Below are 15,576 nucleotides of genomic sequence, written 5' to 3'. Positions count from 1 at the left end.
CTCTCCTTTCTATAAAATGCCGTCTTCGCCAAGTTTTTTGGCAACACGGTCAGCCGTGATTACAAGAATGATTCCGATTACGGACTGGAATAATCCAACCGCTGTCGCCCGGCTGAAGTTACCGGATTCGATCCCCCAACGATACACCAGCACCGGTATGGTCGTTGTGAACTCTGTGGTGGCCCTATTCTGCAAAGACCAGATACGCTCGAACGAGCCTTCCATAACTTTTCCGAGATTCATGATGAGCAGCGTTACTATGGTTGCACGGATGGATGGAATGGTAATATTCCATACCTTTCTCCAGCGTCCGGCTCCATCAACCGTTGCCGCTTCATACATTTCCGGGTTGATCCCGCTGATTGAAGCAAGGTAAATGATCGTTCCCCAGCCCATACTCTGCCATACGCCGATGGCCAGATAGCTGACCAGCCAGTTCGTATCCTCTTGCAGGAATGGCACACGGGTACCGCCCATCATTTCAATCAGATTGTTGACGACCCCGTTACCTTCACTAAGCAGCTGATACGCAATGGCCCCGATAATAACCCAGGACAGGAAGTGAGGCAGATACAATAAGGTTTGGTTAACGCGTTTGAACTTGACACTTTTGACTTCATTCAGCATCAGGGCCAGTATAATCGGCATCGTGAAGCTGAATATGAGATCAAGAATGTTGAGCAGCAGCGTATTGCGGATCGCTTTTGTGAAATCAGGCTTGGAGAAAATATCCTGGAATATTTGGAAGCCGACCCACTCACTGCCCCAGAAGCCTCTTGCGATCTTATAATCCTTAAAAGCGATTACAAGCCCGGCCATCGGGAAGTATTTGAATACGATTACAAAAGCCAGCGGAATTGCTACAAGCAAGTAGAGCTGCCAGTCACGCTGTAAAAAACTGAAGCGCGAATTCTTTCTTAGTAGAGCATTTTGATTTGTCTTTGAAGCGTTTGCAACTTTCAAAATCTCACCTCCTGAACCATTTCATCTCTGTGCCGGATGTGTTGACCGGCTCGACTTCTATGCTAGCCCCATTGCCCGCTTTTGAAAACCATGAGTAATGCTGCTCTCCATCAAAACTGATAGAATCGCGGTTTTAAAGGGCTTTCAGGAGGGTGAATGATCATTTTTGATAGCCTAAAACGTTTTCATTAACATATATTCACAAAAGAAAAACGGCCATGAGCCGTCTCCTAGGAGCTCTTGCTCTTGGCCGTTTTGTAACTGCTTGGCGGCATACCCTCATACTTGCGGAAAAAGCGGTTGAAGCTCTGGACATTATAGTAGCCGACCTCTGCAGCCACCTGCTTAATCGTCAGATCTGTATCGAGCAGCAGCTCCTTGGCTTTGTCGATCCGCAGCTGGTTCAGATAATCGATCATGCTTTTTCCGGTCAGCTCATAGACGATCTTGCGCATATAAGAGTAACTGATACCGAATTCGGTGCTCATATCCTTCAGGACAATTTCTTCTTTATAATGATCCTGCAAATACTGGATAACCCGTTCCCCGTGATTCGTCTCGCCGGTGCCGCGGTCCAGGTTCTGGACAATCTCCCGGAAAAACGCCTGCAGATACTCCTCCAGCTCATCCAGTGTATCCATTGCTGCCAGCACACTGTAAATATCCCCCTTACCCATAACGGTTCTTCCGGTGCTGATATGATTCTCACGCAGATGCTTGATTGTTGCACCGATCAGCTGGTGATAGATAAACATAATATTATCGTACGAAATATGCTGCTCGGCACTGATCATACAGCGGATATTCTCCAGCTCCTTGCTAATCCCATCCAGATCTCCGGCATCCAGGAAGTTGAGAATCCGCCGCTCGCTGTTTTCGGAATCCAAATATTTGCGGCTGTGCTCTTCTTCCTCCTGCCAGTACATAATGCTTCCGGCACCCTTAATCATGCGCTGCTTAATTAATTCCATCGCTTCAAACAGCCGCTCGGCAACCATTTCAGGTGCATCCGCTATATCACTTACGCCAATGGTGACAGTATGCTCCAGCAGCTCAAGCGATTCATCACGGATCGCTTCCAGCGCCTGCTGAAGCGAATCGTTGCTGCAGCCGTGATCCTCCTGGGCAAAGTTCAGCACCACTACAATACTGCCGTCAGTATGATAGACAGAGTGGGCCACAATTCCTTCAGGGAACAGGCTCTCGTACTTGGCATTCAATAGATAACGGTGATAGCTGCGGGTCTCCACATTGGTATTGCCGACATATACTCTGTACCGGTCAATCGAGACTGCAACAACCCTGTAACACGCCTCCGGGAACACCTCGGCCAGCCGCGGCGGAATTTCCCCGCGCAGCAGCCGGTGAACCGCGAAGCTGCGGGTATCCTCCTCACGCTCCTGCAGCAGCCGGAACAGCCCTTCTTCCTCCTCCTGCATCCGTTTGAATGCCATATCGAGGAAGGCAAGCTCATTTTTCCCGGCCACCTCCAAATTACTTTTCGAGCGGATCGACCGCACCAGCTGTCTGAGCGGCCTTGACAGCCAGATTGCCAGGATGACTGCCAGAACAGTACCAAGCACTATCATCGCTCCGGTGAGCACAATAATATTGCCCTGCATTTCCCTGGATTTGGTCATCAGCTCATCCATCGAGCTCCAGCTTACATTCCACCATCCGGAGAGTGCCGAGCGGCTCCAGGCGTAAACCATCCGGTTACCGTCCAGCTCGCGGAAAGCATAGCCTTCACTGGAATTCTGATTCAGAATTTCCTGCACAAACGGCAGTTCCAAGCCGTCAGTAAGGAGCAGCGCCTTGTCACTGTGCGAAATGATTTTCCCGTCTGCTCCCAGCAGCAGAGAGTTACTGTCCTCTGCTTTTGTTATATTCAGATATTTACCGATCTGGCTCTCCTTCATATTGACGACGATCAATCCGCTTGTGGGAGAGGAAAGACGGTTCAGCGGATAGACATAAGACACCACAGGTTCACCAGAGGCCAGCTTGCGCGGGACCCACACTCCGCTGATTCCCCTCTGATTCTCAAGGGCTTCTGTTGTCCATTCCATCGGCTCGTAACGCTCCAGCGTTGTGATAGCGTTATCAGTAGAAATGACATAATCAGAATCCGTCAGATAAAAATAGGAGGAGCTTACACCGTCAACACGGCGGTTCAAGTTCAGCAGCTCATTCAGCACAGACTTCGCCTTGGTGTAATTAGTGTAGCTTGCATTCACTTCGTTGTAGGTTTCAAAGCCGCGGATCGGTTCAAATACATTAGCGGCAGCCAGACGCGCCGTGTCCTGGGCCAGATTGGCCAGGGCATTCTCGTTCAGCTTACGGTTAGCATTCAGCCCGGCTAATGCAGATTCTCCGATGGCCGTCTCTGAGTTTTCTATTATCTGCGCCCCGCTGTACCACGTCAGTATGGCAGTCGGTATGGCCATGATACAGAATAGAATGACTGCCAGCTGCAGCATCATCGGTATTTTCTTCATTGCATGTCCCCCTATTAACTATGTAACCGCTAACAAATCAAACAGAGAAGCCCCGCATGCAATGGGCTTCTCTGCTGATAATCTTCTGAATTACGGAGAGTAACGGATTGCATGTGATGTGTATGTGTTATGAAAATTCTCTTTTGTAATTATATCCTATTTATGACTATAGTCTACCTTCACTTGTTGTTATGATAACACAAATGATAGCCCTCAGTCCTGTAAAATACTCGCAAAATGTCGAACTTTGCATGGACACCCCTTTATTTATTCTTTTATATTATGCTAAAATAAGCTCTTAATTTTGACAACTCCTACTAGCAATTGTTAATCTTTATTTTAGTAGAGATTAAATCAAACGATTATTCCCTAAAAAAACGATTAAATGCCTGGAGGAAACCACATGACGCAATGGATTACAGAATTCATCCTGTTCTTCAAAGATTTGTCGTACGCCGGTATAGTCATTGCCCTGTCCTTTGAGTTTGTCCCGGCCGAGCTCGTGCTTCCGCTTGCGGGTTATTGGGTTTATCTCGGAGACATGAAGCTGGTATTAACGATTCTGGCAGGCACAGTAGGAGGAACCTTCGGTCCGTTAACGTTGTATGCGATCGGCCGGTTCGGCGGGAGGCCCTTTATTGAAAAATACGGCAAGTATATCTTTATCCGCCCTCATCATTTAGTGGCATCCGACCGTTTTTTCGAAAAATACGGCAGCGGCGTTGCGTTTTACGGGCGGTTTATACCCGGGGTCAGAACGCTCATCTCCGTACCATGCGGAATGGCCAAAATGAATGTGTTAAAATTCAGTCTGTATACCTTTTTAGCGATGCTTCCTATCACTTCACTGTACGTTTATCTGGGCTATAAGCTAGGCTCACAATGGGAGCATGTGGACGAAATCATCAAGCCATACATCCTTCCGACGGCTGCCGTATTTATTCTGGGCTTCGGTTTCTATGTGTATTTGAAACGGTTCAGAAACAGACAGGCCTAAAGAGGGATACATTTCATCAATCAGGAGGAACAAATGGAAAACATAGTAACCTGGCTAAAATATCTGCTGCTCGGGATCGTTCAGGGAGTGACGGAGCCGATCCCCGTCTCTTCGAGCGGACACCTGATTATCGCGCAGCGTCTGCTTGGCATGGAGCAGAACGGGTTGTCGTTTGAAATACTGACCAACACTGCTTCACTAATTGCTATCATGTTTATTTTCCGGAATGATATCAAGTCGTTAATCACGGGCGGTTACCGTTATATGCAGACCCGCCGTGCAGAGTATAAGGCCGACTTCATGTTCTGTCTTTACATTATTATCGGTACGATCCCCGCAGCTGTTGCTGCAGTGCTGTTCAAAGACACGATTGAGCGGATTTTCACTTCCGTACATACCGTCTCCATCAGCTTGCTGATTACAGGGGTCGCCCTGTGGCTGATCCGCAATCTCCGGGGACAAAAGAGGGACGGCAACCTTACAGTCAGGGATGCGCTTATTGTCGGTCTGGCCCAGGCGGTAGCGCTGATTCCCGGCATCAGCCGCTCCGGCTCGACGGTGATTGCCTCCATTGCGGTCGGCATGAAGCAGGAAACGGCGCTTAAATTTTCGTTCATGCTGTATATTCCGATCAGCATCGGCGGCCTGATTCTGGGGGCATCCGATATTGCGAACGATCCAAACCGGGCGCAGCTGGCCATCCCCTACGTCATTGCTTTCCTTACAACGCTGGTGGCCACCTATTTTGCCATGCGCTGGTTTATCGGCATTATGGCCAAGGGCAATCTGATCTACTTTTCGTACTACTGCTTCGCGGTCGGCACGCTTCTACTAATTTTTCTCTAAGGGAAAAGGTGAACTTTAATGGTCAATAAGCCTATCCGGTTCGGCATTATCGGCAGCGGCTGGCGGGCGGAGATGTATCTCAGACTCGCTAACCTGTTGCCGCAGCAGTTTAAGGTAAGCGGTGTGCTGATCCGTAATCCGGCAAAATATCAGCAGCTGATCGCAAAATATAACCTTACTGTATACAGCTCGGTGGAGCGCCTTGCGGCTGAGAGTGATTTTGTGGTGCTGGCGGTGTCCAAAACAGCGGCTGCGCCGTTGCTTCTGGAGCTGGCAGCTCTGAACATTCCTGTGCTGGCTGAAACACCTACCGCCTCTACTCCGGCTGAATATGAGCGGCTGCGCCCTCTTGCCGTGAGCAGCCCGCTGATCCAGGTGGCCGAGCAATATCCGCTGCTGCCGCATCATCAGGCGCGAACCGCCTATATCAAGGCAGGAGAGCTGGGGCAAATCGGCCATGTTCAAGTCTCGGTGGCGCACGGGTATCACGGCATCAGCCTAATCCGCAGGTGGCTCCCCGTCACAGGCACAGCCTGTGAAATTACCGCCCGCCGGGTCGAGCTCCCGATTATGGACTTCTCCTACCGGGGGCGTGCAGCAGAGGACATCCTGAAAACAGAGCAGCAGGATATTGCCATCATGGTCTTCCCCTCCGGCCAGAGCGCCGTGCTCGACTTCACCCGCTCCCAATACTTCTCACCGCTGCGCACCAACCGCGTCCTGATCCGCGGGTCGCACGGGGAAATCCGCGATAATGAGATTATCCGCCGGCTGGGGACGGAAGAGACAGAGCATCTGAATATTATGCGGGTTCAAGGCGGACAGGAGGGCAGTCTGGACAGCCTGGGTCTGCGAGAACTGCGGGCAGGACAGCATAGCCTGTTCTGTAACCCTTTTACGGCTGCCCCGCTTTCGGATGAAGAGATCGGGATCGGGCAGGCGCTGCTGAATATGGCTGACTTCCTGCATACGGGCGTTTCCGCGTATTCGCTGGCGGATGCCCTGACCGATGTGAGGCTGGCGTTCGCGGTCGATGAGGCTATTGTGTCGGGGAATAGTGTTACTGTGGGGAATGAGCTTGGGGCCGATGAGCTTAAAGCAGATAAGTAAGGGACAAATATTGATTTACCTGGAGCGCGGCCTCCGGGCCGGAAAGGCTACTTTCGCCGAATTCAGAGGCATTTTTGCCTCTCATTTGGCCGAGTTGGCCATTTGGCACGGATTCAGAGGCACTTTTGCCTCTCATTTGGCTGAGTTGGCCACTTTCCCCGGATTCAGAGGCATTTGTGCCTCTCATTTGGCCGGGATGACCACTTTCGCCGAATTTAGAGGCATTTGTGCCTCTCATTTGGCCGAGTTAGCTACTTTCGCCCGATTCAGAGGCATTTTTGCCTCTCATTTGGCCGAGTTAGCTACTTTCGCCGGATTCAGAGGCACTTTTGCCTCTCATTTGGCTGAGTTAGCTACTTTCGCCGGATTCAGAGGCACTTTTGCCTCTCATTTGGCTGAGTTGGCCATTTGGTACGGATTCAGAGGCATTTGTGCCTCTCATTTGGCCGAGTTAGCCACCTGGGCTGGATTCAGAGGCACTTTTGCCTCTTCAGCTAACTGACAACAAAAAGCCCATGAGAAGGTTAAACAACCGTTCTCATGGGCTTTAAACTTTCCTATCCATAAATCCTGATTACTTAAAGTAACGCTACAAATCCAGTTCGCTACAGCTGCAGCTCCAGCACACTGAAGCCGGTAGGACGGAGTATGGACAATGTCGCAGTACGGGCACAATTCTCCTTAGCTTCGCCTGCACTGCCAGCACCATCGTTAGTTCCGCTGGCACTGCCGGCACCATCCGGCAGGTCCACATGCACCGTCCGCACCTCTCCCGGCACCAGATCAGGAAGCTGCTGCGAGATCACCTCACCGCCCGGCAGGGCAACCGACAAGGTATATCCTCGGACTGAGTAGCTCGGAATATCGTTCCGGCACTCCAGCGTCAGCTCAAGTCCTCCAGCCTTCCATACCGGCTCTCCGTCAATTTTCAGCGGTGAAGACTCTTCCCGCAAAGCGGCATAGGAGGGCTTCGTCTGGTTGTAAAGATCCAGCGATCCATGCACTCTTTGCATGAGCCGGCCGGTTCCTTCCTCGCCCATTTGTGTGCGGTAATCATTCAGGCTGAAATAGATCAGCGCCGCAAACGCCGGATAACGGCGGTAAATCGCTGTTTTATCCCTGAGAATCTCAATTCTTCTGGCATCCCCGCCCTCAAAGGCAGGCTCGCACAGGCCGTATTCCGCTACAACAAGCGGCTTGTCCGGATGATCAGCGATGATCTGCCGGATAACCTCTTCTTCATCGAGATCACCATGCCAGGTGCCGATATAGTCGTTCCACATCAGCATATCCCCCGCCCCCGTAGCATCGGATGCCGGCTGGAGCTGCAGCGTATTGCTTACATAGTTCACCAACCGGGTTGAATCAAGCTGCAGAAACTCCTTTTTAAGCTGCACCATATACTCGTTCGTTAACGCTGATTGGCCGTCCAGCTCGTTGCCCATTCCCCAGGCGAAGATGCAAGGGTGATGCGAGTGGCTGGCAATCATCTCTTTGGCCTGGCTCAAAGCAAGCTGGCGGGTGTCCTTCCCCGGTTCAGCCGGCTGCTGCCAGTGTGGAATCTCCTCCTGGACCAGCAGACCGCTCTGGTCGCACCAGTCCAGCAGTTCATTACCCTGCTGCCAGTGGAAGCGGGTGATGATGCAGTTAGCCTCTTTCAGCCTGACCAGCATCGCCTTAAGATCTTCCAGCTTCTCGGCCATCCCGGCATCCGGGTGCGAGCCTGGCATCCACTCCACGCCCATCAGCCGGACCGGTTCACGGTTAAGCAGCAGCTGCTGGCCCTGCACCATGATCTCCCGGAAACCAAAGGAACGGACAATCCGGTCCTGAATTCCGCTTCCGGTACGCAGCACAACTTCAAGCTCATACAGATGCGGATGATCAAAATGCCACAAATCGACTTCAGCCAGCCCTATTTCGGCAAAGCTCCAGGTCAAAGCACCGGCTATAATCTCCTCTGTCCCCTGCCAGACCGGAGCTTCATTCCGGTATACCTTAATCTCTGCCTGGACAGCAGCAGCCGGAGGCTCACAGAGCTTGATATGAGCAGAAATTGTACCGCCTGTATGCCCGCGGCCGTCATTGTTGAAGTTAACCTTTGGCTCTAGCCGCAGGTGCTCCACCGCCGTACTGCCCGTTACCACCAGCGTTACCGGCCGGATCAGCCCGCCGTCATCGGCCCAGTCAAAGCTGTTGCTCACAGGGAGCGCCGTGTCACTGTTCCGGTTGTCCACTCTGATTACCAGTCTGTTGTTCCCTCCGGCCAGAATATACGGTGTAATATCCGCCTCAAACGACGTATATCCCGAATTATAGTGACTGCCGGCCAGTGCACCGTTCACCCAGATATCCGTATCCCTATAGGCTCCTTCAAAAAAGAGTCTGACTCTGCTGTCTGCCCTTCCACCGGCAAGATCCAAATTCTGTTCATACCAGCCTGCACCGCGGAACTCCTCAAGTCCCTCCTGCACATTCCAGGTATGAGGAACGGAAACAGGAACCGGGGAAGGCAAGCCCCCCGCCTGCCAGCCCTGTTGTTCACCCTGGTTCTGCGGATCAGGCTGGAACATCCAGCCTGAATCCAGTGTTGTTGTATATCGCCCGCTGTTAATCAAAGTATCCGCAACCCTTCATGTGAGATCTGACGTGGGATCTGATGTTAGAACGCCTGCTTTACTCCGCTGCCTCCCCGCACAAACGGCGGTGAATGATCGCTCCCTGATGGTTAGGCTCCAGCTCCAGTGCCGTTTCCAGCTCTCCGGCGGCTTCGCCGGCACGGCCCAGTCCAAGCAGCCCCAGTCCGCGCATATACCGGCAGTGAATCACATTCCGGCGGTTCAGGTCATCCTCAAATACGAGGAAGTCCGGCAGGGATACGGCGAAGTAATCGATTTTGATTTCGTCAAAAATATGCTGCTCCGCGTAATCAATCAGCTTATTGAACCGGCGCTTTGCTTCCTTCTCATTGCCGAGCTTACGCCAGGCCAGCCCTTGATAAAAGATCATTTCCGGCGGCTGGTCATTATAATACATCGCGCTCGAGGGCTCCTCCAGCCCCTGCGAAGCTGTTCTGTAGCTCTCCGCAGCCAGCTGCTCCTGTCCAAGGCCTTCGTACGCCAGCCCTATATAATAGTAGATATTATTTTCCTGCGCCCCGGCAAGCTTACCCTCGCCAAGATTCAGCGGATATACAAGCGCCTGCTGAAGATGAGCCAAAGCTTCCTCACGGCGGCCATCCTTGAGCAATTCCTTGCCAAGCTCGGTATGGGCAAATTTATATTGTCCGGTTACCTTGCCCTCCCCGCCTTCCCAGGGATGGAAATTGCGGGAGTCAAGTGCCGCCAGAGCCTCGTCGTAACGTCCCAGATTATTAAGCAGCGTAACATATTCTACAAAAAGATCATCCCGCTGCTCCACCTGGCTCCGCTTAGCTTCGAGTATATCCAGCCGCTCCTGTGCAGGTAAGGCCAGCTTCTTGCGCAGCTGATCCAGCTCAAACAAAATCCGCACATCCTCCGGCGAGCAGGCATAGGCTTGCACCAGTGAATCCATCGCTGCCTGCGGATCACCCTGTTTGTTGAAATAAGCGAGTCCGAGATTACGGTGTACGGTTGCAAAGTCCCCGCGCAGCTCACGTGAGCGTTCCCAGACGGTAATTGCCTCTTCCGGACGTTTTTTATCATAATAGAAGTTCCCCAGATAATAATGAGCCTTGTCATCTTCAGGATTAGCCCGAACCGCATTCTCCAGCAGGCCAAGCTCGAACAGGGTATTCGGGAAGCAGTAAGTCGGGTCGGCCGACTGTCCGGCATGACGCTGTGCTTCAGCTTTATCCTTGTTGCCTGTGAGCGCGTACAGCTCAGCTAGAGCATAATGCACCATCGGATACACTGTACCTTCAGCCGGAATAATGCTCAAGCCAACTTCAATTGCTTCATTCAGCAGACCGCAGCCCATATAATCGGCGATCAGGTTCAGATAGTTATGTGCGTCATCGCGCATCAGCAGACTCAGTTCCGCCAGTACGCCTTCTGCTGCGGCCGCATCACCAAGTGCAGCAATGGCCAGCGCCTGCTCATTATAAGCGCCGAAGTCAGCTACATCCAGCGCCGTAGTTTCCTGTGCAAGAGCGAGTGCCTGCTCATGCCGGCCAAGCTTGCGCAGCATAGCCGCTTTCAGATTGCGTGCCTTGTAGTTGCGGGAATTGCGGACCAGTGAGCGTTCAGCCAGATCAAGCGCTTCAGCGTATTCGCCCTTGCAGCTGGCAATCTGGGCAAGGGAGAAGTAGCCGGCATCCTGCCAGGCCGCCGACCATACCGCTTTGTGGAAGGCAGTAAAGGCTTCATCCAGCCGGTTCTGGCCGCGCAGGGCCACACCCAGCTGATAGTAGGCTTCACTGTCGTACGGATTCGGATTTCTCCAGGTCAGCCGTTCAATGGCTTTGCGGAAATACGGCTCACTCTCACTGTAAAGCCCCCGGCGCAGCAGCAGTGTACCATAAGCCACATTCAGCCGGATATCGCCGCTGTCTCTTTTCAGGCCTTCCAGATAGTAGGCTTCCGGCTCAAAGGTAGCATGCCGGTACTGCTCCAGATGCAGCCCTGCCAGATACAGCTCTTCAGTGGAACGCAGCTCATGCGGCTCACCCAGCGGCTTCGCGGCCTCCGGAATCTGCTCAATTTCCGGGCGTTTCGGCTGATATGCAATCAGCAGCCGGCCATCTGACGCTCTGACCGACAGCCGCAGCTCATGCTCCTGCTCACCGGCATCCAGCGCTACGATGGATTTGAACACCTGCTCCGGTGATAAATCTGCTTTTTCCTCTACATATTTACGGTTTCTGCCCTGCAGCGTCACTGTAGCCTGCTCCAGGAGCGAAGTTGCGTATACCTGGACAACGGCTTCGCCGGTAGCTGTATCCACTTCCAGGTTAACGGCAGCTTCTATGGACGCATTTTTCACCATGCCGATCTGTTTGTAGGGCATAAAATACTGCGTGAACGTCTTCTCTTCATACGGCTGCAGCCAGGTAAAGTCAGGCTGGTTGTCCGTATAGACACCGGTCATAAGCTCAATATACGGGCCATCCTCATCGGTCAGCTGGCGGTCCCAGGCCTGTCCGAACTCCCCGTTGCCCCAGGTCCATTGCTTTTTGCCGGGGGAGATATGATGATTCGCCACATGCAGCAGACCGGCCTGAACACCATGGTCATAGCCGCCGACGAAATTATAATCCGATTTGTAGGCCATATAAGAGGTCGGGACTGGAATATTCTTATAGCGGGAAATATCGACGCCTTCGGAGTAATCCTGTTTATAATACGTTCCGGTAGCGACCGGAAAACGGGATACATCGCGTTTACCATGATCGAATACAGCTGTTACGTCCGGAGGAAATACAGATTGCGTATGGTCATTGACCGCTACTGCCGGGTTAGCCCACCACAGGAAGGTCTGAGGCTCTGCTGTCCGGTTATACAGCTGGGCATTAATCTCCAGGTAGGCTTTGCCGGGATAGAGCTTGAATTCTGCCGTAACCTTGGTGCCGTACATCCGGTCGATTTCGCTTACCCAGACAGAGGCACTTCCATCCTCAGATTGCCCAAAACGGTATTCTACCGGGCCAAAGGTGTTCGGACGGTGATGCTGCGGCCAGTTGAATTCAATTCCGCCGGAAATCCACGGACCCGCCAGACCCACCAGCGCGGGCTTGATGACCCGGTTATAATAGACAAAATCATAATGGTTCGTCTTGTCGAAGGCGCGGTAGATTCTCCCGCCGATCTCCGGCATGATCTCAATCCGTACATATTTGTTTTCGAGAATGACCAGCTTGTAATTTTTATCGGCTTTTACATCGGAGATGGACTCAATTACGGGATGAGGATATACCTTGCCTGTGCTTCCCTGATAGACCCGTTTCTCCAGGAACATCGGATTCGGGTCAGCTTTTCCCGCCTCATACGTAGGAATAAGCACCTCTGATTCCCATACCAGTACCTGTTCCGCCGCTGCCGGGCTTTCTCCGGGCGTATGAGCATTCATTGTCTGATTCATGTCTGCATTAGCCTCCCTTGCTTTTATAGTTCTACTTTAGCTTCCGGCCGGGAAGGTTCCAATTGACGAAATGCGGGAAGTGATGGATTATATTCATATTCGGCAAGTAGAAACGGCTACACCGTCCTAAACAGGACGGTATCCGTTTCTGCGAGAAATATAAGGATCATTTATAACGCGAAACATACAAATAATTATATTTAAGGAAAAGTAAGGAGGCTCGCCATGACCGCCCGCATGATACAAAAGCGTGAAGGCTTCACTGAGGAGAAGCTGTACGTTCTTCCAGATTATTGGCTGAAGGAGCTGGAGCAGGAGGCGCTGACTTCAGAGCTCTATGTAACGGATATCGGATACTTTCCGCAGGCGGAATATCATTTCCGGGAACGCCCTGAAGGGGCGCCGGCGCATATTTTTATTTTTTGTGAAACAGGCGAGGGATGGGTTGAACTGCGGTACGGGGAACGGATGGCAATGCGGGAAGGAGACATGGTGATTATTCCGCCGGACACTCCCCACCGCTACGGGGCCGCTGCCGGGAACCCCTGGAGCATTTACTGGTTCCACTTCAAAGGAGACCATGCTGCCCGGCTTGTCAGCCTGTTCGGCCTGGCTGCAGTGCCGCTTACCCTTTCCCCCAGCGGAATAGCGAGATTCACCGAATGGTTTCAGCCCGCTTATGAGCTGCTGGCCGAGCGGACGTATTCACTGACCTCGCATGTGCATGTGGCCCAGACCACCCGGCAGCTGCTGTCCGGCATCGGGCTTAATACCAGCAAATCAGCACAGGAGAAAAAACGGGAGCATTATCTGGAGCAGGCGATCCAGTACATGAACCAGCACATGGAAGAATCCATCCGGCTAACGGAGCTGGCCCGGCATGTCGGCCTGTCCCAGCAGCACCTGATCCACCTGTTTAATCTGGAGACAGGAGTCCCTCCGATTGAGTACTTCCTGCGGCTTAAGATTCAGCGGGCCGGCCAGCTGCTCGATCTGACGGAGCTCAGCATTAAGGAGGTCAGCTCGGCTGTCGGGATTAGCGACCCCTACTATTTTTCCAGACTGTTTAAAAAAATGTCCGGCTTCTCGCCCTCCCGCTACCGCAGCATCCCGAAGGGCTGAACCGCTGCCGCAGGCCTGCCTCCTCCCTGCATATGCACAAGTGCCCGACAACAGATAAGGGCCCTGCCGCTAATCCGGCAGAGCCCTCTTTTACCATATGCTATTTAACATCCTTGCCGGTAAACAGCGACACTCTCGCTTTAACCAGCTCTGTATATTCCTTCTCCATCTTCTCGGCACCGGCCTTGTTCAGCTCGGCAATAAAGTCATCATAGATTTTATCAAAGTCGGCTGTGCCGGAGAGGATGGCTTCCGGAATCCGCTTTTGGACAATATCCTGGGTCTTCTGGTAGATGACCTGATAGTCTCCGTCCGTCGGTACAGGCATATTGTAGAGTGCACCCCACTCTTTTACCGGGAATTTGTCTTCGGCAGGGAACAGGTCCTTCCAGGTGGTTGCGTTATACGCGGCCAGAGATTCCTTCTCCGCATCCGAGTATTCGGCCAGGATCTGTTCCGGGAAGTTGGTAGTATAGTAATTATCCGTAGAATCCTTCACACCGTCTCCATAACGGACTCCAAAAATGGAATACAAGCCAACCCCGGTATTTTTGGTGAAATTGCCTGCATCATTAACCTTCTGATCGAGAATTTCGGCCGGCATCACCCGTTTCCCGTTCTCCACATTGTAGGTTTTGCCTTCAACACCCCAGTTTCTCAGCACCTGCCCTTCCTCCGAGGACAGCCAGTCCAGGAACTTGATCGCCCGGACCGGATCTTCACAGGCGGTAGTAATGCTGATACCGTAGCCGTCTACGCCGACAGCCTGCATTGCATGATCCTTGTATTCTTCATTTAAGGTAACAGGGAAATGCGCGTACGTATACTCGTCTTTGCCGGCAGACTTCAGGGCATTCTCCGCATCCTGGTATTCCCACTCCACTGAGCTGAGACCAAGCACGCGGCCGCTGGCAATTTTCGCTTTGTACTGGTCATCCTTTTGCACAAAAGAGTCCTTATCGAGCAGCCCCTCATTGTACATGTGATTCAGCCAGCGGAAATACTCCTTCTCCTCCGGTTTTTTGTAGTGAAGCATCGTCTCATACGTCTCCGGGTTCACATAATACTCTCCATCATTGGCCCCGCCAGTCGTGATATCCCCCTGGTTGGTTACGGTAATCATGATCTTCCACCCGTCGGCATTCAGTGTCATCGGGATGGTCGGCTGGCCGTCAGTCGTTGGATGCTTGGCATAATATTCTTTGAGCACATTCTCAAAATCCTTGACCGTTCTCACTTCAGGATAGCCGAGTTCCTTAAGAACCCGGTGCTGAATCTGGAAGCCGTTGGTTGCGTCAAATTTCTGTTCGCCTACGCCGACATTCGTCGGAATCGAGTAAATCGCTTCGTTGTCCTTGCTGTATTTCATGCGGTTCATGTTGCCTTCCATGACCTTTTTGATATTGGGCGCGTGCTTATCGATCAGATCAGTCAGATCCATAAGGGCTTCCGCATCCACCAGCTTGCCAATCTCCCCTTTGGCGAAAATAATATCCGGGTACTCGCCGCTTGCGGCCATCATGGCAATCCGATCCTGTCCGCCCCCGCCGCCGACATCAAATTCCGCCTGTAAGGTAACACCGGTCTTCGCTATAATTTCTTTGCCTACATCGTCCTGCATGTTATTCCAGTTCGGGCTGGCATCTGCTCCAAAAAACGTAAAGGTCACCGGCTCCGTATCATTACCGCTGTTCCCGTTCGTACTGTCTGCTGCGTTGTTCCCGGAATTGCTGCAGCCGGCCGATACCAGCAGTAAGCCTGCCAGCAGAGCTGCCCCCAGCTTTTTCGATACCTTATGACTCATCTGATAAATCCCCCTTTAGCTCTAATCTGATGCATAAGCAGCTTCTTGAATGCGGTTGCAAACCTCATCGCCTATCAGTGCTGTTCTTGGTGATGCTCTCATTTTACTCTGTGCCTTTGGCCGGATACCTTGATTTTCAGGTCATAAAATAGCATTATATAGACACGAACGCCCAT

General features: G+C 52.2%; 9 protein-coding genes. 4 read left to right on the top strand and 5 right to left on the bottom strand.

Annotation, left to right across the window (positions count from 1 at the left end):
- Positions 1–9: 9 nt before the first annotated feature.
- On the bottom strand, positions 10–963 hold the full coding sequence (locus tag NST84_RS06825) for an ABC transporter permease subunit (protein ID WP_342564859.1): 954 nt from the start codon (positions 961–963) through the stop codon (positions 10–12).
- A 230-nt stretch (positions 964–1,193) separates the two neighbouring features.
- Positions 1,194–3,461 (bottom strand): helix-turn-helix domain-containing protein, encoded by a 2,268-nt coding sequence (locus NST84_RS06820; RefSeq protein WP_342564858.1) that lies wholly within the window; start codon positions 3,459–3,461, stop codon positions 1,194–1,196.
- A gap of 403 nt (positions 3,462–3,864) precedes the next feature.
- On the opposite strand from NST84_RS06820, the gene NST84_RS06815 reads away from it, so the two are divergent.
- The 3 genes from NST84_RS06815 to NST84_RS06805 are packed head-to-tail and all read left to right on the top strand — an operon-like array spanning position 3,865 to position 6,414.
- Entirely contained in the window at positions 3,865–4,458 is a 594-nt protein-coding gene (locus NST84_RS06815) for a DedA family protein (protein WP_342564857.1), read from the top strand.
- Between the two features lie 33 nt (positions 4,459–4,491).
- On the top strand, positions 4,492–5,304 hold the full coding sequence (locus tag NST84_RS06810) for an undecaprenyl-diphosphate phosphatase (RefSeq protein ID WP_342564856.1): 813 nt from the start codon (positions 4,492–4,494) through the stop codon (positions 5,302–5,304).
- An 18-nt stretch (positions 5,305–5,322) separates the two neighbouring features.
- Complete coding sequence (locus NST84_RS06805; protein ID WP_342564855.1) at positions 5,323–6,414, top strand: Gfo/Idh/MocA family oxidoreductase; 1,092 nt, start codon at positions 5,323–5,325, stop codon at positions 6,412–6,414.
- A 605-nt stretch (positions 6,415–7,019) separates the two neighbouring features.
- On the opposite strand, the gene NST84_RS06800 is transcribed toward NST84_RS06805, so the two are convergent.
- A complete protein-coding gene (locus tag NST84_RS06800; protein ID WP_342564854.1) occupies positions 7,020–9,032 on the bottom strand; it encodes a sugar-binding domain-containing protein in 2,013 nt (670 codons plus the stop codon).
- 58 nt (positions 9,033–9,090) lie between these two features.
- Positions 9,091–12,474: a DUF5107 domain-containing protein gene (locus NST84_RS06795; RefSeq protein ID WP_342564853.1), complete on the bottom strand. Its 3,384-nt coding sequence runs from the start codon at positions 12,472–12,474 to the stop codon at positions 9,091–9,093.
- Positions 12,475–12,699: 225 nt separating this feature from the next.
- Here NST84_RS06795 and NST84_RS06790 point away from each other — a divergent pair, with 225 nt between their 5' ends.
- Positions 12,700–13,596, top strand: coding sequence for an AraC family transcriptional regulator (locus NST84_RS06790; protein ID WP_342564852.1), 897 nt, complete (start codon positions 12,700–12,702; stop codon positions 13,594–13,596).
- 100 nt (positions 13,597–13,696) lie between these two features.
- Here the strand turns inward: NST84_RS06790 and NST84_RS06785 are convergent, their stop codons facing one another.
- Positions 13,697–15,400 (bottom strand): ABC transporter substrate-binding protein, encoded by a 1,704-nt coding sequence (locus NST84_RS06785; protein WP_342564851.1) that lies wholly within the window; start codon positions 15,398–15,400, stop codon positions 13,697–13,699.
- Between the last annotated feature and the right edge of the window lie 176 nt (positions 15,401–15,576).

The sequence above is a fragment of the Paenibacillus sp. FSL R7-0345 genome (assembly GCF_038595055.1).
GTDB lineage: Bacteria > Bacillota > Bacilli > Paenibacillales > Paenibacillaceae > Paenibacillus_AQ.
The sequence above is the reverse complement of the archived record's forward strand: the minus strand, read 5'-3'. Positions and strand labels throughout refer to the sequence as shown.

What these genes read in the sequence shown, in the direction of transcription:
- NST84_RS06820 (WP_342564858.1), bottom strand. Translation starts at nt 3,461, where the DNA reads ATGAAGAAAATACCGATGATGCTGCAGCTGGCAGTCATTCTATTCTGT.
- NST84_RS06815 (WP_342564857.1), top strand. Translation starts at nt 3,865, where the DNA reads ATGACGCAATGGATTACAGAATTCATCCTGTTCTTCAAAGATTTGTCG.
- NST84_RS06810 (WP_342564856.1), top strand. Translation starts at nt 4,492, where the DNA reads ATGGAAAACATAGTAACCTGGCTAAAATATCTGCTGCTCGGGATCGTT.
- NST84_RS06805 (WP_342564855.1), top strand. Translation starts at nt 5,323, where the DNA reads ATGGTCAATAAGCCTATCCGGTTCGGCATTATCGGCAGCGGCTGGCGG.
- NST84_RS06795 (WP_342564853.1), bottom strand. Translation starts at nt 12,474, where the DNA reads ATGAATCAGACAATGAATGCTCATACGCCCGGAGAAAGCCCGGCAGCG.
- NST84_RS06790 (WP_342564852.1), top strand. Translation starts at nt 12,700, where the DNA reads ATGACCGCCCGCATGATACAAAAGCGTGAAGGCTTCACTGAGGAGAAG.
- NST84_RS06785 (WP_342564851.1), bottom strand. Translation starts at nt 15,400, where the DNA reads ATGAGTCATAAGGTATCGAAAAAGCTGGGGGCAGCTCTGCTGGCAGGC.